Raw genomic sequence first — 23,495 nt, 5'->3', positions numbered from 1 at the left:
GTTTTCTCCTGAGAATATTCACAATATATAATGCCGTCTGCGGCTCTTATTTTTGAGACCGGAGTGATGCAAAGGCGCTTTGCCCATTTCTCATCACCCGGCCCGGCCTAACTTCCGAACGATCCAAGATTTGAAAGCGGTTTGGACGCTCTAAGTATGTCTGTATAGCTGCGGTTTTCATGATATACACCGTAGATTTCAGCCTTTAATAATATTTTTTTGGCCCAGCTGAGGTATGGCTTGATTTCGATCATTTTATTTGAAAAAGAGCTTTTCACAACGCCTCGGGTGCCGTCGGCACTTTCGACGATGCTCAGGGCATCCAGATAATCTTCCATTGATATAACGTGCAGGCTTTGGACCGCTTTTATTTGTGACGGATGAATCACGCTCTTGCCGTGAATGCCGTTGGCCAGATCAAGAAGCGTTTCATTGATCAATCCGTCTATATACCGATTGATCTCAAGCGAAGATTCTCCCGCATCAGCCCAATTCGGCCCAAAAGTCTGAACCGTTCGCGAAGCATCTTCAAAATACTCCCAGACAGGCCCCGAAATCACGAATTGCAAGCCGAAATAATTGACGATATCTTTGATGAAATCAGAGATGACCAAAACGTCATAAATCGGCGTTTCCGGTTTTCTTCTTATCCCGTACAGACCGCACAAATCAGTCGCGCCGATCCTGATATTCAGAACGATATCTTGGTAAAAGCCCAGCGTTGATTTTAATTCCTGCAGCGCCTTCGCCCTCGTTTCCATTGCCAGCAGATCGGGTGTCTCAAAGATCGGCATTCCATACAGCACAATGCCGGATTCTTGCGACAGTTTCGTTAAAGTATCAAGATAGTGCTCCGCATTCAGCATCGAAAACTTCGGAAATACGAATCCGGTAAACAAGTGAAGCGCGCGGCCGAGCTTGTTGCCCAATTCGAGCATTTGCTCCGGTTCCCGCACCCGGATAAACATCAGCGGCAGCACATCGCCGCTGATGTTCTGCAGTTTTTGCGCCTGGTAAATCCTGTCGGCCTGACTGACAAGATTGTTTTCAGCCTGGAGAACCTCACAATCGCCGATCGAATCTTCAAGGCAAAAAACGACCGAGCACAGCTCAGGATACTTGTTATTGATCATGACATCTGCTATATCTTTTCGGTTCCCCGGAACATAAAGCGCAGCTCCAAGCGCATGCTCCAGAATGTGCTTCGGAGAGTCTTTTGTAACCGAACCCGGCAGTTTGAAAAAGACATCTTCTTTTTGAGAGGCGGATAAAAAATCAAAGTATTGCATATGGGTCACCTTCTTTGAATAAGAATCATACACCCCTTTGATGTAAAAAAGGGCGGAGCAGATATACTCCCCCCTTTATGTTTTGCAGTTTGTTATTCTTCCTTTGACGCCGCCGTTTGCTCTTTCACAGCTTTTTGCTTGTTCATATAGTGAATGATGAATGTCACGGCAAAAGCGATAATCAGAATGATAAAGAAGACGCTGTGCGGCATTTCAATATGCCATACACTCGCAGCCATTTTCAGTGCGATGATCCCGATTAAAACGAATGCCGTCGCTTCCAGTTCAGGCACTTTGTCAATCAGCGTCAGGAAGAATTTCGCAACGGTTCTCATCATTAAGATGCCGAGCATGCCGCCGATCAGAAGCACCCATACCTTTTCAGATACGGCAAATGCCGCCAGGATGCTGTCCACCGAAAATGCGAGGTCCATGAGTTCTACAGAAATGACAGTCGCCCAAAATACCCCGAAAACGCGTACCATCCAGCTGTCTTTTTTGATGGCGTTTGCTTCATCATCGCCCTCACCGATGAAGAAGTGCTTGATGACGAGCCATGCCAGATATGCGGCTCCGAGCAGTTTGATCCACCAGAATTTAATCAGGATCATACCAAGTCCAATGAATAGAAACCTAAAGAAGTAGGCTCCGATTAAACCGTACGTCAACGCTTTTTTGCGCTGTTTTTCCGGTAGGTGCTTTACCATGACGGCGAGAACGAGAGCGTTATCCGCCGATAAAAGCCCTTCCAGCACGACCAGCGAGCCGATCAGCCCCCAGGAAACGGGGTCCGTTAATACTTCCACCCACATTTCCCAATCGAAAAATGAGGCGTAAACTGACATAATATGATGAAATAAATCCACTTTGGTTACCTCCTAATGATGAAAAAGCAAGACTGAACCACGCAAACGTGATTCAGCCGGCAAAACTAGACTTGCAGGCCGTAGTTGCGGCAAAGCGATGCCAATCCGCCGGAAAATCCGCTGCCGATGGCATTGAATTTCCAATCGGCTCCGTGACGGTACAATTCGCAAACAACAACCGCTGTCTCAATCGAAAAATCCTCTCCCAAGTCAAAGCGAAGCAGCTCCTCATTTGTTGATTCATCAACGAGCCGGACAAACGCATTTGAGACTTGTCCAAAGTTTTGGCTGCGGCTTTCCGCCTCGTGAATCGTCACCGTGATGCCGATCTTTTCAATATGGGCGGGTATTTTTGAGAAATCGACGATGATTTGCTCGTCATCGCCTTCACCTTCCCCTGTCCGGTTATCACCCGTATGAATCACGGCGCCGCTCGGATGCTCGAGGTTGTTGTAAAAGACGAAGTCGCGTTCATTGATGCAACGATCGTTCTGATCGACAAGAAAAGCCGACGCATCCAAATCAAAATCGGCGCCGCCGGTATATTTGTTTGTATCCCAGCCTAAACCGATCAGCGCTTTCGTCAAACCGGGGTTCGTTTTCGTTAAATCGATCCGTTGTCCTTTAGATAATTGAATCGCCATCGATAGGACCTCCTTTAAGAAATGTCAGGCACCGGACAAACGGACGCCAGGGCGGCGACTGCTGTCCGGATCGTCAAAATCAGCCGACCTGCAGGCCGAAATCGGTGGCGATCCTCGCCAGCCCGCCTTGATAGCCTGAGCCGATCGCTGAGAATTTCCATTCTTCTCCGTGACGGTACAGCTCTCCCGTAATCAGCGCTGTTTCAATCGAGAAATCTTCACCCAGATCATAGCGGATTAACTCTTCATTCGAGTCTTCATTGATCACGCGAACGTAAGCATTTGACACCTGTCCAAAGTTTTGGCGGCGCGCTTCCGCTTCATGAATCGTAATCACAAAAGAAATCTTTTGAATGTCGGCAGGCACTGCATTCAAATTGATTTTTACCTGCTCATCGTCTCCTTCGCCTTCCCCTGTCCGGTTATCGCCTGTATGTATGACAGCTCCGCCTGCGCCTTCGGTCTGATTATAGAAAATAAAGTCCTTTTCAGAAGCGCATTTGCCTTCTGCATTGAGCAGAAACACGCTCGCATCCAGGTCAAAATCAGCGCCGCCGTCATATTGATTGACGTCCCAGCCAAGGCCGACGACGACTTTCGACAATCCGGGATTTGTTTTTGTTAAATCGATCTTTTGTCCTTTCGCTAATGAAATTGCCATGTTATCTCCCCATTTCTTTTATAAATGTCAGGCGTAGCGTTTGACGATTTCCGTAATGCTCGTATCGTTTGTGCCTTCTCCGACTGCGGTGAATTTCCACTCGGCGCCGTCACGGTAAATCTCCCCCGCGATCAGGCTTGTCCGTCCAGAATAATCGTCCCGCAGATTGTATTTGACCATCTCCACGCGATCGTTCATATTGACGATGCGTATGAATGCATTTTCGATCATTCCGAAATGCTGGCTTCGTTTCACGCAATCGTATATATTCACGACAAAGACAAGCTTATGAATATGCGAAGGAACTTTTTGCAAATCTACGATGATTTGTTCATCATCTCCGCTGCCTTCCCCTGTCAGATTATCTCCGGTATGTTCGATGCTGCCGCATCTGCTCTTCAAGTTTCCGAAATAAATGACGTTCTTGTTCTCCGTGACTCTTCCGTTTTCCAGCATCAGCACGGATGCGTCACAGTCAATATTCGGGGTTCCTCCTCCAAACAGCTTTCCAAAAAAACCGCCGCTTCCGGACGCAACCGGGTCCCAGCCGAGACCGACCAAAATCTTCGAAAGCCCCGCTTTCCCTTTTGTTAAATCAATCCGCTGACCTTTCTCTAAAGAAATAGCCAAACTGTTCACTCCTCCGTTGAATCATGACTTTCAAGATCACAGTGCTGGATGAGAATAAGAGTTTGATAGATCCAATTATCACGCCAGCGTGATTCATATCTTCACAACTACAAGACCAATGAATCATTATTTAACCTGCTTAACTATATATACGGAAAGATTCAGGGGAAAGTTTCGCGGTTTTTCGATATTTTTTTATCATCTTTTCATCCTCGTCAAAATATAGACGACAATAGTAGCGATGATAAGGCTTTTTACCATAACATGCCGTTGTTCGGCTTTGCAAAAGCGTACAGACATCAACCTGTCACCGCAGAACCAAAACCGCTGAGCAGCGAATGCGGGATCAGATAGAGCGGGGAAACAAGCAGAAAGGGGCCTTATCGGTTGCGACAAGCCCCTTTTCTGCTTAAAAAGCTCCTGCCCCGTCGCCCCCGCCCGCTCCGGAACCGCCCGCATCATATGCCCCGGCGTGCTCCTGCGAAGACGGCAGCTGCCAGCTGTAAAACGGATAATGCAAACAGCCTGCTGCGGCCATACCAAGGACAGGGGAAGCGTAATCAAGCCTGTTTGCTGATTGATTGAACCATCCTGCAGATTCATCCTCAACTTCAAGCACAATTGCATAGATCATCGTCTTTTCGTTTTGAGACAGGCTTCTCCCTGAAAACAAATCTTCTTTTCTCAGATGGTTTCTCCAAGAAAGAATCGATCTTCGGCAGATGGAAGCGTACCCGTTTTCTTTTACGGCCGGAATGAAGGCAATCAATAAGATAGACAGCCCGACGCATATGCCGTAATACAAAATAGTATGAATGCTGTCGATAAACACAGATGCTAAAAACAAGCCGGCCAAAAACAAAATCGTATACAGCTTTGATTTCGCAAGAACAATGCCCGCCGACAGTGCAAAGCCAAATATGACGCAAGCCGCCATGAATCCGGCCTGATGCACCACGTCTGCATACAGGATAAAGAGCAGGAGTCCGGTATGGACAGAAAGCAGTGAAAGCGACAGCATTCTCAGCCAGCGGTTTTCTTGAAACAGCTCCCTGAATTCAGGCGCTTGCCTGACACTTTCCGTCCATTTTTGAACCACGTTTTGAAGAATGATTCTCTTTCGTTCATATTTGCCCAGCTGTTCCTTATGCTTGCATTCCTCCTCAGTCGGCCCGCTGATGGAATCCAGCCTGAACATATAGGTATCGCTGCCCGTTTGCTCAAAGAGTTTTTCAATTAAGAGCTGATCAGGCTTTGGCAAATCCGCCTTGCTCCCGGAAAATTCGAATTGGTATGTGTCATCAGGCGCCTCAGGATCGTCAAGAAACCTTTCTTCCGCCTGCACCTTCCGCATAGTGACCAATCCCCGCTGATAAAGCGAAAGCATGCCGGCCAGGAGATCACGGTCTGTGAAACGGCCTTTTTTGTAAAGAAAAGCGACAAGTACAGGATCAAAGGACTCGAGTTCTTCAAACGAAAGCATGGCACGGCGTCTCTTCTTCAAAAACGAAAGCATGACAGCCATGATGACCATGAACCCGACAATCCCCGAAAATATCCAAATCATCCTGTCTGCGCCGGCAATCCGTTCATCCCGATCGGCGTAGCGTTTCGCCTCGTCTCTCTCCTCCTTCAGCAGCTCATCCTTTGTCTGATAAGAAGGGTGCCGGACCGCCTCTTTCAAGGCGCTTTGCGGAAAATATATCCTCAGTTCCGAGCCCGTGCCTGCGCGATAGAGTCCTGTCTCATAGATGACTGATGAATCGTTCACCTTCGTAATCTTTCCGTTTCCTTTTTCACGCAAAAACGCATGAATATCCCGTGCCTTTACCGAATCAGGCAGATGCACTTCAATCTTTACCCGGCCGAAATCCGTATTTGCCTTTTGGTAAAATGAATGAATCAAAATCGACGTGTCTTCAAACTTTTGGGCGGCATCTTCGATCACATAGCGAAACATCACATGTTTTGTTTCATCCTTTGATGCCGAATAAGCATAATAAGTCCCGTCTTCTTTCTTTGTCTTCAACGGGATGGCTTGATCGCCTTTTTTCTGGTGATCGGGAAGGAGATAGGCTTTAAAATTCTTCAAGCGGCTCGCGGTTTCTTCGCTGAACGATCTTGTCGCCCCTTCAAAAGAGCCTTTAAAATCGTATGTGTAAACTTCCTCTACGCTTAAATCACCGTTTTCTTTTACTGTCGCGCGTATATCAGCCCGCTCGATCGAAAAGGATTTGCCTGCTTCAGAAAAACCTGTGACGAGAAAAAAGGCAATGAACATAAAAAAGAAAAAGGAGTGCTTCATCGTTTAGTAAATCCTTTCGTTTTTTGTATCTGCCTTATATACGGAAAAGCAAGGAAATTGTTTCAGCGGTTCACAGAAATGACAGAGATGACAATTTTATTCTAAAAGCACATCTACGGTCTGCCGCACAAGCCATAAAAGAAAATATGCATCATTTCCTCTGTAAACTGTCTGTTTTTTTCAAAGGCTTCACCCAGAGTTTTTGAATGTTCAATGATCATATTCATAAAGATGAGAAAGCTTTCCGCGGTGATCTTGGGAGAGATTTCGCCTGTCCGATGACCTTCTTCAATCATTTGGAGCATAAGGGGAATGATTTTTTCATCGTATTGCCGCTTTACATAATCCATGATTTCACTGTCTTCGATCATCACCTCTTTGACGACCGTTAAAGCAAATTTTTGATTATTGGCTTCCCTTTTCTGCAAAATCATCAATTCAATCTTTTCTTTAACAGAAATATCTTTGTTCATATATTCTTCAAAATCGCTGATGGACTGATCGATATAGTCTTTGAAAACCTCTTTCAGGAGCGCTTCTTTGCTTCCAAAGTAATTATAGATCGTCACCTGCGAAACATTTGCCTCTTTTGCGATATCGGTTATCCGGATGCGCTTTGGCTCCCATGTTTTGAGCATATCCAAAGCCGTCTTTTTGATCTTCTCTTTAATCAGCAAAGCCCTTTTTTCAAATCCGTTCATATAACCATCCTTACGTATCTTTCTTAATGAAATTATAACATAAAAATATTTCACTAATTTCCGTTGACGAAAAAGTTCATAAGAACTTAAAATAAATTATGTAATTTTCAATCACTATTATTTCATAATTTTTATTTTTGGAGGTGTCACATGCTGACAGTTGAACGGCTTACGAAAAAGTTTTCCAATGGCAAAGGTATATTTGATGTTTCATTTCATGTTCAAAAAGGTGAAGTTTTTGGGTTTTTAGGGCCGAACGGAGCCGGAAAATCGACGACCATTCGACATATCATGGGGTTTATGAAGCCTGATCAAGGCGATATCAAAGTAAACGGAATGAACGTCCGAAATCATCAAGGCGACATTCAGCGGCATATCGGCTATCTTCCCGGAGAGATTGCATTTATCGAAGGAATGACGGGAAAACAATTTCTCAATTTCATGGCAGACATGCACAGTTTAAAAGATACAGCTAAGCGCAATGAACTCATCGAACGGCTCCAATTCGATGTTCATACGCCGATCAGAAAAATGTCGAAAGGAATGAAGCAAAAAGTCGGGATTGTTGCTGCCTTTATGCACAGCCCTGAAGTCATCATTCTTGATGAACCGACATCAGGCCTCGATCCGCTGATGCAAAAAGTGTTTATTGAAATCGTGCTCGAAGAAAAAGCGAAAGGAACGACGTTTTTAATGTCTTCCCACAGCTTTCCTGAAATCGAACGAACTTGTGACAGAGCCGCCATTATAAAAGACGGCATCATCATTGCCGTCAAAGATATACATGAACTGCAGTCGATGCAGCGAAAGGTATTTGAAGTTACATTTGAAAACACGGGCGATATTCCCGCCTTCATGAATTCAGGTCTGCAAATCGAATCCCGGACGGACAATCGTGTCAAAGTGGCCGTTTTAGGGAACCATGATCATTTTATTAAAGAAACCGCCAAATATCACATTCGGCACATTGATGCTTCTTCACAAAGCCTTGAAGAGATTTTCATGAACTACTATGACAGAAAGGGGACAGTGAAATGAACTTCTCCCTGTACAAACAAATGATGAGAACAAACATAAAAGGAATCATGAGCTACGGGGCAGGCTCCGCTTTCTATATCCTTTTGATACTGGGCATTTATCCAAGCATCGCGGGCAATGCGGAGGATATTGAGAAAATGATCAAATCGATGCCGGAAGGCTTTCTCAATGCTTTTGGGTTTGAAAACGGACTGGGGAATCTTGAAGATTTTATGTCTGGAGAGTATTACGGTTTAATCTTTATCGTGATTTTGTCGATCTTCTCTGTCATGCTGTCGACTAAGCTTTTGGCAAAGCTCGTGGATCAAGGGTCAATGGCCTATATTCTGTCCGCGCCGACAACGCGCGGCAAAGTGGCTTTCACCCAAGCAGCCGTTTTAACGACGGGTCTTTTGATCATTATGGCCGTGACGACAGCGGCCGGGCTGGCGGGCTACCATTTGATGCTGGACGGTGATTACGATTTTAATGTGTCAAGGTTTCTCATTCTGAACATGCTCGGTTTTCTGCTCTTCTTTGCCGTCGGCGGCATTTCGTTCCTCTTTTCGGCCATATCAAATGACGAAAAAAGAGCCCTCGGACTTTCCGGAGGCATCACGTTTTTATTCTTCAGCTTCGACTTGCTCGGCAAACTAAGCGAAACGACGGAATGGCTGAGGAGCCTGTCGGTTTTTTCTTTATTCAGGCCAAGCGATATTGTGAACGGGAGCGCTGATATCGCTCAAGTGTCTCTTGTTCTCGCCGCCATCGGTTTTGCCGCCTTCGCACTCAGCATTCTCATTTTTAAAAAGCGCGACTTGCCGCTGTAATGTAAAAACGCCGCTCCGGTAAGGAACGGCGTTTGTTTCTGTATGATATTTTATTCAACGACCCGTCTTACAACTCCGCTGAAATGCGCTTTCCAGTACGGGTTGCTCATAGAATCGACGGATACCCCGCGTGAGCTGTTATCGTTCAAGAATGTTCCATTTCCAAGATAGATACCCACGTGGCCGTTCGTTTTGTATGTGTCAAAGAAGACCAAGTCTCCGCGCTTCATTTCAGACGCGCTTACAGCTCGTCCTTTGCCGACAAGCGTGCTTGTTGTCGCACCGAATCCAAGCTCTACGCCTGCTGATGCGTAAGCCCAGCGCACGAATGATGAGCAGTCGAAACGACGGTTGTCGATATCAGCTTGTGTGCGTCCGCCTCCCCAATGGTACGGAGATCTGCCGACGATGCTTGAACCTGTGCTGATGGCAACTTCAATCGCATTTCCATTGCTGCTTACAACAGAACCGGAAGAGTAGTTTCTTGACGGGCTGCTGCTTTTCTTGCTGCTTGAAGAACCGCTGTTGGACGATCCGTCAGATTTGCTGACTGAACCTGAGGTTGAGCTTGATGAAGATCCTGAGTCAGACTTTTCAGCCGTAGCAGATTCTTCTTTCGCTTTTGCTGCTGCAGCTGCTGCAGCTCTTTCTTCTTTAAGTTTTTGTTCAAGAGCGGCTTCTTCTTTTGTCAGTGAGCCCGCTTCTTTTTTCAGATCGCTCAGCTCTGATTCTGCTGCCGCCTGTTTCGTTTGCAGCTGCTTAGAAAGGTTCGCCTGTTCTTTCAGCTGTTTATCAAGATCCGATTTAAGCGTTTTTAAATCAGCTAGTGTTTTCTGGATTTCGTCCAGTTTTGTATTTAAATCAGACATTGCTTTTTCAAGCTTGTTTTTATCTTTCTCCTGCTCGTCAAGCAGGTCTTTATCCGCGTCAACAATTGTTGAAACAGCAGTTGCACGAGTGATAAAATCTCCGAAGCTTTGTGCGCCCAGAAGGACATTCAGATAGTTTTGGGATCCGCCGTTTTCCTGCAGGCTGCGCACGCGATTTTTAATCACTTTTGAACGCTCTTCAATCCGCTTTTCGGTTTCTTTGATTTCTTTTTTCAGAGCTTCCACTTCTTTTTTGGTTTTTTTGTTTTCTTTTTCTTTGTCTTCGATTTTGTTGCTTGTTTCAAGTGCTTTTTTATCAAGCTCTTGGATTTTGGCTTCAAGCTTTTTCTGCTCGTCTTGCAGCTTGGCGATTTCTTTCCGTTTGCCCTCGATGCCTGAATTCACTTCAGAACGCTTTTGCTGAATTTCTTGTTTTTGCTGAGAGGTTTCTGCCGATGCCGTGTTGTTCATAAAGGGGGTAAATAGACTAGCTGTTCCGAGAATCGACGCTAAACCAAAAGTATAAACCTTTTTTTTCACTTTCTACTCCTCTTTCCTTTATGTATTCTTGTTTTTTCATTATGTAAATTCGCTTGAACATTATTAAAAAATGAATCTTATGACCTATGATTTATATATCCGTTACTGATGTACAGACGTTATTATACCATCTATTTTCGACAATAGGCGCCAATTTATATTACATTTATATTTCGTTTTTGTTTCAACAGTGTCATGTTTTGACTCATCTTGTTTTAACTCTCGTATTCTCTTCGATTTGACCCTTTCTGCTGTTTTTCATATGCTTGTCTTACTGAAAAGGAAGGCCGGTGACAAATGATGCAGCTCAGTGTTCTTGACCAGGTTCCAATATCAAAAGGCTCAGATGCGTATTCAGCTTTGAAGCATTCTGCAGAGCTGGCGGAGCTCGCGGATCAATGGGGGTACAAAAGGTATTGGTTTGCCGAGCATCACAGCACACGCGGACTTGCCAGCACCGCTCCCGAAATCATGATCGCACACATTGCGGCAAAAACTGCAAACATTCGCGTCGGTTCGGGCGGTGTTCTGCTGCCTCAATACAGTCCCTTTAAAGTGGCTGAAAGCTTTCGGCAGCTTGAAGCCCTTTATCCCGGGAGGATTGACCTAGGGATCGGCCGCTCTCCGGGAGGCACAGCCAAAACGAGGCTGGCGCTGACAGACGGGGTTCATAAAAGTCTGCACGAATTCCCGAGACAGCTTCAAGACTTGTTTGGCTTTTTGACTGATTCCGTCCCTTCCGGACACGATTATTTCGGAATCAAAGCCGCCCCTTTGACGGATTCGCCGCCGGAGGTGTGGCTTTTAGGGCTGGGGGAAAACAGCGCGAAATTGGCCGGTGACATGGGAGCGGGATACGTATTCGGGCATTTCATCAATTCCGCAAGAGGGAGGAACGCCTTTCAATCATACCGTGAAAGCTTTCGGCCTTCTCCTTTCTTTAAGCGCCCCCAATCTTTGGCCGCCGTTTTCGTCGTTTGTGCGGAATCCGATGAAAAAGCTGAGGAGCTTTGCTTGAGCCTGGATTTATGGCTTCTAAGAGTTGAAAAAGGACTGGACAGTCTTGTTCCAAGCATTGAGGAGGCGAAATCTGCCGCTTACACCGCTGCCGATAAAAAGAAGCTTGCCCACAACCGCAGCCGTATGGTGATCGGGTCTCCTCAAACAGTCAAAAGAAAACTGCTCGAACTCTCTGAACGGTATCAAACAGATGAGTTTATGGTTTTGACTAACGTTTACCGGTTTGAAGATAAAAAGCAGTCTTACGAACGACTGGCAGAGTTATTTTGATCAAAAAAACATCCCTTTTCAAAATCCGTTGAAAAGGGATGTTTTTATTAAAATGTATTATAGACATTCTCACACTCTTCCGCTGTCGGCTCATAAAAACAATGCGCTTTAAAGCGGCCGACATGCGGCTGATTATACCACTGTGCGGGACACGCCCCCGCCGGTCTGAAATACCACAAACTGAACTTTGCCGGCCAGAGCCGCTCTCCGTTGATCGCCCTGCGCGCCAAGCGCCTTTCGCTTTCCCGCGCCCTTTGATAGAAATAACCGTGCGTCACGGCTTCAAACGCATGCGGCTGATGGATCATCTGCGGAATGGTGCGAAGTCCCACAAAGTCGGAACAGTTTGCCCTGATGCGGTTGATTCCGACATTTCCGACCATCAGCATTCCTTGCACGCCTTCGCCTTCAGCCTCCGCTCTCAAAAGTCTGGCCAAAAGATTGATATCTTTAGAAGAAGCCTTAACCACTGCCATTTTAGTCACCCCCATGATATCGTCACCTTTATCATATTCTGTTTCATTTAGGTGATGACGATTTCGGGATTTATCTTTGACATTCCCAATAAAAGAAAGCTATTCTTCTATTATCAGAACCCGAGAAAAAACAAATGGGAACGGAGGGATCGCGAAATGTCAGCAGTGAAGAGCCCTGAATGGATATACAAACGATTAATGGAAAAACCGGATCAAACGGTTATTGTCGATGTAAGGTTTGATTTGACAAAACCTGACGAAGGCCGGAAAGCGTATACGAAAGGCCATGTGCCTGGAGCCGTTTACATGGATTTAAAAGAGGATCTGTCGCGTAATACGGAAATACACGGCGGCAGACATCCGCTTCAAGACCCTGACCTTCTTGCCGCAAAGCTTGGGAAAATCGGCATTGACCGGGAAACAGATGTCATTGTCTATGATGACAGCGGCGGCATGTTTGCAGCGCGCTTTTGGTGGCAGCTTCACTATCTCGGGCATGACAGCGTCTATATTATGGATGGGGGGCTGTCCAACTGGATCAAAGCGGGCTATGAGATGACCGCCGAGGTTCCCCGTCCTATCCAGCGCGAATTTAAGCCGGCGCTCAGAGAAAACGAACTGCTTGATGCCGGAGACGTGCTGAAGCGAATCGGCAGAAAAGGCTCCATCCTGATCGATGCGCGCGCTCCTTCCCGATACACGGGGGAAACCGAGCCTCTCGATCACCGGGCCGGCCATATTCCCGGGGCTAAAAACTTTTTTTGGAAAGGCAATCTGACCGAAAGCGGATTATGGAAAAGCAAAGAACAGCTCAGACAGCACTATGCTGTTTTAGACCCGGACAGTGAAATTGTCGTCTATTGCGGATCGGGCGTATCAGCCTGCCCAAATGTGCTCGGCCTGAAAGAAGCCGGATTTGAAAATGTGAAGCTGTATGCCGGCAGCTGGAGCGATTGGATCAGCTACCCCGACCATCCGATCTCCACTGGAACAGAGGACGACATTTGATTTTACAAGAGACGGCGGCCGGGGGCTTTTGCGCCTCAGCCAGCCGCCGTTTATTACATGTTTTTGCTCATAAACGCTTTTCCGTCATGGGCATCGATAAAGTACGGGTAGACCGGCCGGTAGACAAGCCTGTAGAAGTCATCCTTTTCCCGACTGTAATCCCTTTCCCATTGCAGCTTCACACCAAATGCCGCTGCAAAAACGGCTTTCGCTTCTTCCTCTGAAATGGATGGCGAAGGACTCAGATCGGCGAGCGCTTCCGGCTCGATTTCAGGACCGTGATAACCGACGACCCTGCCGGTTGTCCGACTGATACTGATATTGGCAGAGCCAAGCCTTAACGGCACCTCTTTGTATTGAAGATCAAATTGAAAAAAAGCGTTTTGCCTGTCCCCGTCATTTTCCGCCGGATGCATTCGAAAAAGCTGATCTGCGCCGGGATAAAGCTTGTACAAAAATTGCAGCGCCCGTCTCAAGCAGTCTTCCTCGCTCAAGGAAAGGTGTCCTTCTGATTTGATGAAAGAAGCTACCCCTTTGAGCTTCCCTGACTTTTTATCTTTCATAATTTTCAACGTATTTTTGTTCCATGTTTCGAAGTAGCCCGCTATACTCCGGTCTCTTGGTTCAGGATCGTTTCCCAGGCGCCATACCGTTCCAATTGACTCTCCCATATCGGTTTCACGGATTTTCCGCATCGAGGGAGCAAAGCCGATCATGTCATCGATATCAGCATGACGTTCAGCCTCTGGCAGCACAGGAAGCAGCAATGTTTCCTCCTCATCCTCGTCTTCCGCCGCAGGCTTCATATGGCGTTTTTCCGTGATATCAGCGGGGTAGCTGAAAAACGGCAAGTCTGCTTCGTAAATGAGATGCGGGCGATCATCTCCACCTTCATAAAGATCACTGCGGATTTTTTCGACCGCCAATTCGAATTGAATATGTTTAAGATAATCGGCTGTCACCGATTCCTTATCAGCGATCTGCTTTGGAATAGAGAAAGAGCTTGTTCCGCCGTTATAGCGAAACTCCATCACCTCTCCGTTCTTGGCGACCTTGACGTAAAAGCCTGTTTGCGGCAGCGGAAGATCAAGGACAGTCTGAACATACGTAAAACGGACGAATTGTTCTGTTTCCTTCTTTTCATGGAAAACAAATTCATGAGACGCACTCGGGTAATGCTGTTCTGTAAACTGAAGGGCGATTTGCAGCAGCCTTTCCTCCGGAAGAGATTCCTCGACCGTCGGTTCATACTCTTTTGTCAAACTGATTAAGCGGCCGTGATGATCTAACTCTACCGATATGTCCTGATCCGGATCTTCAATATCCTGCCAAGCGAAAAAAACCGGCCTCTCTTTTTCGTCCTTTTCTCCGTAATCTTCGATCATGAGCTGATAATGTGAGGGAACCTTACTGATGGACTGCGCTTTTTGTTTTAACTGTTCACGAACCAAATCCTGTCTACCTCTCTTTCATTTTCATCTCCTTATGTATACGAAATATACCATTAATCGTTTCATGAAAATTGAGATAATTGGATTTAAATGGTGAACTTACATGGCGATCTTAACCTGATGCTAAAATATCTCATTCCTTTTGGTAAGCCTTCCATCTCAAAAATACCTTTGCGGATCAACTCTAAAATGCGGTACTCGATGAATTCATCTCCGATGTTCTCCTCCAGATGGCCAATGACTTCGCCGATCAGGCGGGGACAGTTGATAAAGGTGTTAGTTGAACGATTTTTTTGAAGCTGTGCGAGCTTGCCGATGATGAACGAATCATAAAAGTCTTCTTTCACGCTTTTGATTCTGCCGTCTTCCCATACTCGCAACACGCTTGTCTGCTGAGACAGCGCTGTCCATTCCTCCGCAAGGTCCCGTCTTTCAGCGGCTGTCAAAGCCGACTGATCCCCTTGTTCATAAATGAATCTCAATTCTGCATCATTCAACTCACCAGAACTTCGGGTATGAGGAAAGAACTGCGACGTATTCAGATGGAAAACAGCCAGGTTCATTTGCCGAAGGATATGATGTACAAATCTCAGGCCCGTTTGTTCATGTGCATGATCGCCCGTCCACATAAAGACGGCGGCTTGCTCCTGAATACGGCTTAATGCAGAAACCGCATCTTCAAAACGGCTGTATATCTCTCCAAGCTCGTGAAATCGGTCATTGAGATATGTTTTCAACCATTCATAACGATTGACCCTGCCTTCTTTGATTTCCAGGTTTTGAAGCGGCCCGATGGAAAATAATTCAGGAAGGACGATCAGACGTTTTTTCTGAGTTCCTCCCGTCTGTTTGAGCATCATGTTGATACTGCCGCCGGCAGATTCGCCAAAGGCAATGTGAACGACATGGTTTTGCATCTTAATCTCCTTTTATTTAATGTTGTAATAGCATTAAAGCTATTAAACTCGTCTTTTTAACTATTATATACAAAAACAGGATTTAAAAGGTAGCGCAAAAAAGCCCCCATTCCGCGAAAAAGGGCAGAACGGGAGCTGAAAAAACGGGCTTTGCTATTCCAGCTGTGACGGATACAACGTCATGCCGCCGTCAACGAACAAAGTCGCGCCCGTTACATAAGCGGCTTCTTTCGACACAAGCCATGCCGCTGCGGAAGCCACTTGTTCAGGCTCACCAAATTCGTTCATCGGTATCTTTTTCAGCTGTGCCGACTTGCGGCTTCCCTCCAAGTCTTCATTGCTTTCGGTCGCGATCGTTCCCGGCGCGATCGAATTGACGCGGATTCCTTTGTCCGCATAATCAAGGGCAAGCGTTTCTGTCAAAAGCTTCATTCCGCCTTTTGAAGCGGAGTAATGAACATTTTTCGGCCTCGGAATTTGCTGATGAACGCTTGATATATTGAGTATGCTTCCTTTCATGCGGCGGTCCGCCATATATCTTAAGGCTTCGCGTGCGCCGAGAAACGCACCGGTTAAATTAACGTCGATCACTTTCTGCCATTCATCAAGCTCAAGTTCGTGCGGGAAGGCGCCTGCGCCGTTAAATCCTGAATTATTGACCATGACATCAAGTGAGCCGAAGTGTTCAACTGCTGATTTAATCAGCTTTTTTATATCCTCTTCAGAAGATACGTCAGCTTCTACCGCAAGGGCGTTTCCGCCCGCTGCTTGAATGTTGTCGACGGCTTCCCGTGCGCCTTCGCGATCACTGTGATAATTGACAACCACATTCATTTTTTCTTTTCCAAATCGTTCCGCAACCGCCTTGCCTATACCTTTTGAAGAACCGGTCACAATTGCTGTTTTTCCTTTTAAATCACTATACAACCTAAATCCCCCTCAATTTCTTTTCTTCATGTACATTACCCGGTATCAATATGATCAAACAAAATGCTAATTCACACCTTTAGTATGATCTTTTTTAATTATATGGAAAATTCAGAATTATTTTGTTAATATCTAACTTGTACTTACAACAAAATAAGGAAGTGATACAATTTGGTCAGTAAAAAGAGTGTTAAACGAGGTTTGATCACAGGTCTCATTGGTATTTCTATTTATTCTTTAGGTATCCACCCGGCCCAAGCCGCACCATCGCCTCATACTCCTATTTCAAGCGATCCTTCATACAAAGCGGAAACATCGGTTACCTATGATCCAAACATGAAAAGCGATCAATACGGCTCGTATTCAAAGGCATTTACAGGCACCGGCAAAGTGAATGAAACAAAGGAAAAAACGGCAAAAGAGTCCTCCGCAAAAGCTCCTTACAGCATTAAATCAGTGATTGGTCCTGATGATCGGACAAGGGTCACCAACACAACCGCATATCCGTACAGAGCGATCGTTCATATTTCAAGCAGCATCGGTTCGTGCACCGGATGGATGATCGGTCCGAAAACCGTCGCAACAGCCGGACATTGCATCTATGACACATCAAGCGGTACATTTGCCGGGACAGCTACTGTTTCGCCGGGACGGAACGGGACAAGCTATCCTTACGGCTCTGTTAAATCAACGCGCTACTTTATTCCGTCAGGATGGAGAAGCGGGAACACCAACTACGATTACGGCGCAATTGAACTAAGCGAACCGATCGGCAATACTGTCGGATACTTCGGATACTCGTACACCACTTCATCACTTGTCGGGACAACTGTTACCATCAGCGGTTATCCAGGCGATAAAACAACAGGCACACAATGGCAGCATTCAGGACCGATTGCCATCTCCGAAACGTATAAATTGCAGTATGCAATGGACACGTACGGAGGACAAAGCGGTTCACCGGTATTCGAACAAAGCAGTTCAAGAACGAACTGCAGCGGTCCATGCTCGCTTGCCGTCCACACAAATGGCGTGTACGGCGGCTCTTCGTACAACAGGGGCACCCGGATTACAAAAGAGGTGTTCGACAATTTGACCAACTGGAAAAACAGCGCCCAATAACACACGAAGACAGCCCGCTTCCTTTTGGAAGGGGCTGTTATATCTTACGGCTGAAAACTTAATTCCCTTTAAGCGTGTACTTTTTGCCATCTATTGATATCGTGAAATTTGAAGGACCGCTGATCGGCAAATAATAGACAAGCTGAAACTCCGCTGCCTCACCAGGTTTAATCGTTTTCCAGCTTGATAGAGTCACTCTGATGCGGTGGAAATCTCCCGTCAGTCCGCCAATGTTCGGTCCCGTATGCCCTTTAGCAATCACTTCAACTTGATCGCCGCTCCAGCTTCCAAACCGAGGGGAAGTGGATGTCGGCACATCAAATTCGATAACAGAACCTCCCGTAATCGTGACATCGCTGTTATTGATCAGCTTCATGACCGGGTGGATCGGGTAATTTTGATCTCCTAATGGAAAGTTCGTCAACTCTATGTCTGCATCCAGTGATTCATCAGGCAAAGGCGATGTGCTGAGCCGGTTATCGTATGGTGTTGTATCCGAGAATTTGTGATACAGCGTGCTCGTTAAAGTATTGCCGATATCGTATTCTCCTTTATTGCCGTTTCGTTCGGGATACCAGTCATAATCACCGCTCAAATCCCAAAACATAACACCCCCGATTCCTTTATCAACGACATAATCCGCCTTCGTTTTGATCGATTCCTCATCCTCTGTCGATAGAAACACTTTCTTTTCTGGATTCCAAAGCCAAGGCGCTGCCAGCCACGCGTCATAATGCCTTTGATAAGCGCCTGTCAAATCAGCTTTGCTCAATCCATACCTTTCCAGATAAGAACCGGCAATGCCCTTTTCAAGATTTTTGGCGTGCCACATCGGGTTTGTCCCTGCTCCAATTTCATTCCCCTGCTCATCTTTATCATGCCAAATATTATCGATTCCGGTTGCTCCGTCACCGCATTGCCTGAGTCCTTGAGGACAATCTGCGCTTTTGGATGTTCCCCACAGCCCGTTTACTCCGCCGTTCACATTCTTCCAGCCTCTCGTATAATAAGGAACACCGATATTGATTCGCCCCGATTCCATAGCTCCTCTAAAATAATGGTAAGCCCAGTCAGTATTTAAATATCCGATCCCTTCGTATTCCGGCGTAGTATATATGTTGGAATGCTTGAGTTCGGCATCTTCACCGTTATCGAATAAAGAAGCGTTCGGTCCGACAAACTCATTCCAGGCTCCATGAAGATCGTAAGACATGATATTGACATAATCGACATATCGAAGCGGCTTAAACGTTTCCATCCCTCTCAGTAAATATGCCGATGATGGCGCTGCAATGGTCAGCATGTAGTACTTTCCATCTTCAGCAGACGCTTGATCAAGCTTTTCTCTTAATATTTTCATCAATACCTCAAAGCTTTTATTTAACCCGTTGCGCCTCGGATTGGCAATGTTCCAATCTGCCGGATTCCCTGCATCCTGCATCGATGAAGGGTACTCATAGTCAATATCGATTCCATCGATCTCGTATTTTCTGAGAAACGCAACGACCGATTCCGCAAAGGTGTGAATACCCTTGTGGTTTACAGATCCGTCTCCATTCGTTGTCATCGAATAAAAGCCGCCGCTTGGAATCCGCTTCCCGTCCTTGTCGACATAACCGCCGGTTTCGGCCCAACCGCCGACAGCCGCCAACACTTTTACATTCGGATATTTCTCTTTATATTGATGGATAAGGTTAAAATGCCCCTTATACGGCAAGGTTTGATCCATTTTTACATCGGGATGCTCCGGCCAGGTCATCCCGATGGACGGGTTTTTCTCATCTGTCTCATCTCCGACTGAAATCCGATGATCTTCCCCGATGTGGGCAAACGCATAATTAATGTGGCTCAAGTAATTCCATGGGATATCATTTACTAAATAACGATCTTGATTGCCTTTTCCAGTCCGCCAGCTTGTAAAGTACCCGATGATTCTCCGGTCTAACTGATTGGCAAGCTTTTCACGGCCGTCCCGGTCGTATACATCGCAATACGGCACATGTTCAACGCCTGAGTCCCAAAGCCCTTCAGGACGGCAGTCCGGTTGTTCGTTTGAAGTCTCTGCGGAAATATGCCGGTTCGGGATAAAAAGCGCAAGGAGCAGCACACAGGATAAAATAGATGAAGCGGCTATCTTCATGTTTATTCAGACTCCTTTGTCCATAAAGAGAGACGTGAGAAGCTGTTTCCCAAATCTCTCTTTATCGTTTTCTATCCATTTGACTTTCTCTTATTCGCAGCCTCCGACCAGCCGCCATACGCCCCATTCACCGGATTGATCCGGCCGGTCGCCTTTCGTCCACCATTTCGCTTCATACACTTTTCCGTTAAATGCAACCCGCTCTCCGCCCGTGTATGCGTTCGTCTCTTTCCATTCGTCATATGAACATGCCTGGTCAGAATTCGTCGTGACCTCTACTGTTGGTCCGGTATGGAGCACTCCATCCGAGTCCTTTGCTGAAACTGTAAATGAGTAGGCCGTACCCGGCTTCAAGTTGCCGATTTCCGCTGATGTTTCTTTTACAGATATCGACCGGCTTGCAAATGACACGACATATTCCGTAATGTTTGCTCCGCTGCTCGGCGCATCCCACGCCAGGCTGACACTTGTAGCCGTTTTTCCGGTTACACGCACATTCACAGGTGCCGATGAAGGCGGCTCCGGATTACCTCCGTCCGGCGCAAAATCTAAATCGGCTGCCAATTTATTGAGAAGCGTCCGATTGGAATCGCCGCTGAAATCCCAGAACATCGCTCCGCTTAATCCGTTTGCTTTAATAAAATCCGTTTTGTGGCCGAATGATTGTTCATCATCATAAGTGATGAAATTGCCATTTTCCGCGTTATACAAAAACGGCACTTTCGCTTGATCGTTCCAATACCTTTTATAGCCGTTTTGATTCACATAGTTCTTTTCAAGATCTGAAAAGTCGAATACTCCATTTTCCCATGTCCCTTCTTTCGCCGGTCCGCACTTCTGATATTCTCCGTGGCCGCCGGATTCACAACCGCTCCAGCCCCTTCCGTAGAACGGTGTTCCAAGCACTAATTTGTCCCCTTTGACACCGGCTTCCTTATAGCGTTTCACAGTGTTTTCAATGTTGTAGGTCTCAGCATTTGGAACGCCTGCTTCTTTCGCTTTTGGATCATAGAACAGCGGCGCATTATGGGCGCTTATGCTTTGCCATCCGCCATTAAAGTCATAGGTCATGATGTTAATCCAATCCACGGTTTGAGCGATTTTATCGAGCTCAGTGTTGCTCACATACTCCGGACTTGCGCCGGATGCGATCGTCAGCAAGTATTCCTTGCCGTCCTTTGCTTCTGCAGCGTCAAGTTTTTTACGCACCTCTTGCAGGAGCAGCGTGTAATTTCTTTTATCTTCCGGCCGTGTGCTGTTCCCCGGTAATCCTCCGCTGACCGGATATTCCCAGTCAAGATCGACCCCGTCAAACCCGTATTTCCTTAAAAATTCAACGGCCGAAGCGGCGAAATTTCCCCTTGCCACAGGATCTGCCGCGACATCTGAAAAGCGGTTAGACCAAGTCCATCCGCCGACCGAGATGAACGTTTTCAAATGAGGGTGGCTCTTTTTCAGCTTCAGCAATTGTTTAAAGTTGCCGCGGATCGGTTCATCCCAGACATCCCCGGGATTTGACTTTTGCGCGTCAATCCAGGGATCGCCCATTACGATTGTTCCATTTGGCGCGTCGATCACTCCGTTTTCATCCTGACATGACCATGTTTGGGGATTGGGACCTGTCGGATCGGGGTTCCCATGCCTTCCCTCCCAGCAAATATCAGCAAAAGCATAATTAATGTGGCTGACTTTCGAAACGTCCATATCCCAAACTTGAAAATTCCTTCCGTAAGCCCCCCATGATGGATAGTAACCGATGATTTTATAGTTTTTTCCGGAATCGGCTTTTGCAACTTCCCCATTTACAAATGACAAGCTCAGCAACATGACAAAAATGAAAGAAAAAACGAAAAACTTTTTGCTTTTGTTGACCAACACGATGTTCATCTCCTTTTCATCCAATTTTTTTGATAAACCATAAAACTAGAAATCTCCTATTCCTCACCGCCTTTTTTGCTTGTTTTATATTTTTCCTTGTCATCTGATAGCTGCAGCTGCACAGAAGTCAACAAGGGAAAACGCTTACAAAATCGGGTTTGACATCATTCGGCGTGTTCGTTTGGGAGAGCTGGTTGTGCAGGTGAAACACGTATAGATGTCTATACATTCACATATAAAAGAAGACTTATTCATGGTGAAAGGCTCGCTAAATTTGTCATAACAAATTTATATTAATCAGAATTTTCTGAACTGTCAACCTGAAGAATTGACTACACAACCGCCGCTTTCTACCCCATTTAAGGAATAGAAGCGGCGCCTCAAGCCTCTTCATAGACTAGCGTAAGACGTAAGGCGAATATCCGGACACTGTTGCAAAACCGATTTAAGAGAAGGTTCCGTCAGCAGTGAAAGTTCATATACCCGAGGATAATGGAAAGACGATTTTTCAAGCAGACATTTATCGACGTAAGCCGGATGGCACATCACTTCAATCACTGCTGCGTCTTGATAATCACGAAAGAAGCTCGAAAGATCCTTCAATCGGTCGACTTTCAGCTCAAAAGCATCGTTCGACCTTACACCCTTCCACAGTGAAGGATGATCATGATTGACCTTTCTGCATGGCAGGTCATACTCTTTCGCAAGCTTTACAAACACCTCTGGGAGATTTCCGTATGTATGAATATGATGATGGCTGTCGATATGTGTCGGATTTAAACCGAAAGACAAAGCTTTCTCTATTTGCGCTTTCCACTCTCGGTATACTTCATCAAGGTCAATGTCGAAGAAACCCTGGTAGTACAAAAGCTTGCGAAAATTCCCTTCTTCATCCGTTATCGTATGCAGTCCGCCGAGAATCGGGCGCCCGGCCGTCAATGTCAAGTGGACGCCGACTCCGAGTTTACGATTTTGCCGTGCGAGTTCGACGGCATGCTCCGCTTCTTGCATATTGACCATGAGCGTAGTCGATGTGAGCACCCCGTGCTGGAAAGCTTCAATGATTCCAAGGTTGACTCCCCTTGAAAATCCAAAATCATCCGCATTTATGATTAGAGATTTCATTTTTCATTTCCCCCTTTGTCCATAATCACGTTCAATGAAGAACTCAACACGGTCACCGCGAAAATAGGCCATAGAGTACTCAACGACTTCTTCAGACGCCAAAAATGTTTGCGTCGATATCTGGAAGCAAGGTGTGCCTTGTGTAATATTTAAATGTTGTGCAATCTCCTCATCAGAAATCACAATTTTGATTTGTTCCTCTGTTCTTTTTATGTTGTTTCCTTGCCTGCTGATGCACTGGTAAAGTGAAATATTCGCCATTTCTTCCGTTACTTCTGGGACGAGATCCGTTCTGATATAGGCTGTTTCAAACTGGATTTCTTCATCGTCAGCATAGCGGATTCTTTTGATTTGATAGACCATTTGTTCAGCGTCGATTCCGAGGCGGGTTTGGATTTTTTCAGCCGGCTTTATTTTTTGCAAATCAACAACTTTGATTTTCGGTTTAAAGCCTTGAGCCTTCAATTGCTCTGCATAGCGGAGGCTGCTGGAGCTCAAGATCTGCTTTACTTTTCCTTTGGCGACAAATGTCCCTTTTCCCTGCTTTCTGTAAATGGCCCCTTCCATAAGCAAATGATTCAGCGCGGTCCGCAGCGTCGTCCGGCTGACATCATACAGTTTGCAAAACTCGGACTCCGTCGGCAGCAGGCTGCCAGGCGGATAGTAACCGCTTTCAATCTTATCTACAATATCTTGTTTAATTTGACTGTGGAGCTGTGGTTGTTTCGCCATACATGTTCTCCTTTGGGGTGAGTTCGTAATTATAGAATAACACAAAAGGTTCCCAAAAAAAACAATTTGTCATAACA

At 46.1% G+C, this 23,495-nt stretch carries 21 protein-coding genes; 5 read left to right on the top strand and 16 right to left on the bottom strand.

The window, feature by feature from the left end; genetic code table 11:
- Positions 1-107: 107 nt before the first annotated feature.
- The 7 genes from MHI30_RS01870 to MHI30_RS01840 all read right to left on the bottom strand — a co-directional run bounded on the left by MHI30_RS01870 (position 108) and on the right by MHI30_RS01840 (position 7,096).
- Positions 108-1,289 carry an HpcH/HpaI aldolase/citrate lyase family protein gene (locus MHI30_RS01870; protein WP_075753777.1) on the bottom strand — a complete coding sequence of 394 codons (1,182 nt, stop codon included), beginning with the start codon at positions 1,287-1,289 and terminating at the stop codon, positions 108-110.
- A 92-nt stretch (positions 1,290-1,381) separates the two neighbouring features.
- Positions 1,382-2,155, bottom strand: coding sequence for a TerC family protein (locus tag MHI30_RS01865; RefSeq protein ID WP_075753775.1), 774 nt, complete (start codon positions 2,153-2,155; stop codon positions 1,382-1,384).
- A gap of 65 nt (positions 2,156-2,220) precedes the next feature.
- Positions 2,221-2,799 carry a TerD family protein gene (locus tag MHI30_RS01860; protein WP_075753773.1) on the bottom strand — a complete coding sequence of 193 codons (579 nt, stop codon included), beginning with the start codon at positions 2,797-2,799 and terminating at the stop codon, positions 2,221-2,223.
- Between the two features lie 79 nt (positions 2,800-2,878).
- Entirely contained in the window at positions 2,879-3,460 is a 582-nt protein-coding gene (locus tag MHI30_RS01855; RefSeq protein WP_020450064.1) for a TerD family protein, read from the bottom strand.
- Positions 3,461-3,487: 27 nt separating this feature from the next.
- Positions 3,488-4,090 carry a TerD family protein gene (locus MHI30_RS01850; RefSeq protein WP_075753771.1) on the bottom strand — a complete coding sequence of 201 codons (603 nt, stop codon included), beginning with the start codon at positions 4,088-4,090 and terminating at the stop codon, positions 3,488-3,490.
- A gap of 409 nt (positions 4,091-4,499) precedes the next feature.
- Positions 4,500-6,395, bottom strand: a complete 1,896-nt coding sequence (locus MHI30_RS01845; RefSeq protein ID WP_075753769.1) for a DUF2207 domain-containing protein — start codon at positions 6,393-6,395, stop codon at positions 4,500-4,502.
- 113 nt (positions 6,396-6,508) lie between these two features.
- A complete protein-coding gene (locus MHI30_RS01840; protein WP_075753767.1) occupies positions 6,509-7,096 on the bottom strand; it encodes a TetR/AcrR family transcriptional regulator in 588 nt (195 codons plus the stop codon).
- Positions 7,097-7,246: 150 nt separating this feature from the next.
- On the opposite strand from MHI30_RS01840, the gene MHI30_RS01835 reads away from it, so the two are divergent.
- Together MHI30_RS01835 and MHI30_RS01830 are read left to right on the top strand one after the other, a co-directional pair.
- On the top strand, positions 7,247-8,134 hold the full coding sequence (locus MHI30_RS01835) for an ABC transporter ATP-binding protein (RefSeq protein ID WP_075753765.1): 888 nt from the start codon (positions 7,247-7,249) through the stop codon (positions 8,132-8,134).
- A complete protein-coding gene (locus MHI30_RS01830; RefSeq protein WP_075753763.1) occupies positions 8,131-8,943 on the top strand; it encodes an ABC transporter permease subunit in 813 nt (270 codons plus the stop codon). The genes MHI30_RS01835 and MHI30_RS01830 overlap by 4 nt, the downstream gene beginning before the upstream one ends.
- Before the next feature lie 50 nt (positions 8,944-8,993).
- Here MHI30_RS01830 and MHI30_RS01825 read toward each other — a convergent pair whose 3' ends face one another.
- Entirely contained in the window at positions 8,994-10,352 is a 1,359-nt protein-coding gene (locus tag MHI30_RS01825; protein WP_075753761.1) for a C40 family peptidase, read from the bottom strand.
- A gap of 297 nt (positions 10,353-10,649) precedes the next feature.
- On the opposite strand from MHI30_RS01825, the gene MHI30_RS01820 reads away from it, so the two are divergent.
- On the top strand, positions 10,650-11,642 hold the full coding sequence (locus tag MHI30_RS01820; RefSeq protein ID WP_237562696.1) for an LLM class flavin-dependent oxidoreductase: 993 nt from the start codon (positions 10,650-10,652) through the stop codon (positions 11,640-11,642).
- 47 nt (positions 11,643-11,689) lie between these two features.
- Here the strand turns inward: MHI30_RS01820 and MHI30_RS01815 are convergent, their stop codons facing one another.
- Positions 11,690-12,118 carry a cell wall hydrolase gene (locus tag MHI30_RS01815; RefSeq protein ID WP_023857795.1) on the bottom strand — a complete coding sequence of 143 codons (429 nt, stop codon included), beginning with the start codon at positions 12,116-12,118 and terminating at the stop codon, positions 11,690-11,692.
- Between the two features lie 54 nt (positions 12,119-12,172).
- On the opposite strand from MHI30_RS01815, the gene MHI30_RS01810 reads away from it, so the two are divergent.
- Positions 12,173-13,126: a sulfurtransferase gene (locus MHI30_RS01810; RefSeq protein WP_081379917.1), complete on the top strand. Its 954-nt coding sequence runs from the start codon at positions 12,173-12,175 to the stop codon at positions 13,124-13,126.
- 53 nt (positions 13,127-13,179) lie between these two features.
- Here the strand turns inward: MHI30_RS01810 and MHI30_RS01805 are convergent, their stop codons facing one another.
- From MHI30_RS01805 to MHI30_RS01795, 3 genes are all read right to left on the bottom strand, one after another.
- On the bottom strand, positions 13,180-14,577 hold the full coding sequence (locus MHI30_RS01805) for a YcdB/YcdC domain-containing protein (RefSeq protein WP_075753757.1): 1,398 nt from the start codon (positions 14,575-14,577) through the stop codon (positions 13,180-13,182).
- Between the two features lie 86 nt (positions 14,578-14,663).
- The gene (locus MHI30_RS01800) at positions 14,664-15,494 is read right to left on the bottom strand and encodes a DUF1835 domain-containing protein (RefSeq protein ID WP_075753755.1); all 831 of its coding nucleotides are present in this window, start codon (positions 15,492-15,494) and stop codon (positions 14,664-14,666) included.
- Between the two features lie 153 nt (positions 15,495-15,647).
- On the bottom strand, positions 15,648-16,421 hold the full coding sequence (locus MHI30_RS01795; RefSeq protein WP_075753753.1) for a glucose 1-dehydrogenase: 774 nt from the start codon (positions 16,419-16,421) through the stop codon (positions 15,648-15,650).
- A gap of 171 nt (positions 16,422-16,592) precedes the next feature.
- Between MHI30_RS01795 and MHI30_RS01790 the strand changes: the two genes are divergently transcribed.
- A complete protein-coding gene (locus MHI30_RS01790) occupies positions 16,593-17,543 on the top strand; it encodes a serine protease (RefSeq protein ID WP_075753751.1) in 951 nt (316 codons plus the stop codon).
- A 58-nt stretch (positions 17,544-17,601) separates the two neighbouring features.
- On the opposite strand, the gene MHI30_RS01785 is transcribed toward MHI30_RS01790, so the two are convergent.
- From MHI30_RS01785 to MHI30_RS01770, 4 genes are all read right to left on the bottom strand, one after another.
- Positions 17,602-19,683 (bottom strand): glycosyl hydrolase family 18 protein, encoded by a 2,082-nt coding sequence (locus MHI30_RS01785; RefSeq protein ID WP_075753749.1) that lies wholly within the window; start codon positions 19,681-19,683, stop codon positions 17,602-17,604.
- A 90-nt stretch (positions 19,684-19,773) separates the two neighbouring features.
- Complete coding sequence (locus MHI30_RS01780; RefSeq protein ID WP_075754039.1) at positions 19,774-21,561, bottom strand: glycosyl hydrolase family 18 protein; 1,788 nt, start codon at positions 21,559-21,561, stop codon at positions 19,774-19,776.
- Between the two features lie 390 nt (positions 21,562-21,951).
- Positions 21,952-22,686 (bottom strand): chitin disaccharide deacetylase, encoded by a 735-nt coding sequence (gene chbG, locus MHI30_RS01775; RefSeq protein WP_075753747.1) that lies wholly within the window; start codon positions 22,684-22,686, stop codon positions 21,952-21,954.
- 3 nt (positions 22,687-22,689) lie between these two features.
- The gene (locus tag MHI30_RS01770) at positions 22,690-23,418 is read right to left on the bottom strand and encodes a GntR family transcriptional regulator (protein WP_075753745.1); all 729 of its coding nucleotides are present in this window, start codon (positions 23,416-23,418) and stop codon (positions 22,690-22,692) included.
- Positions 23,419-23,495: the final 77 nt, after the last annotated feature.

Origin of the sequence: Bacillus sp. FSL L8-0528 (assembly GCF_038593085.1) — a bacterium.
Lineage (GTDB): Bacteria > Bacillota > Bacilli > Bacillales > Bacillaceae > Bacillus > Bacillus paralicheniformis.
Note: the sequence above shows the minus strand (reverse complement) of the source record. Positions and strands in the feature narration are given on the sequence as shown.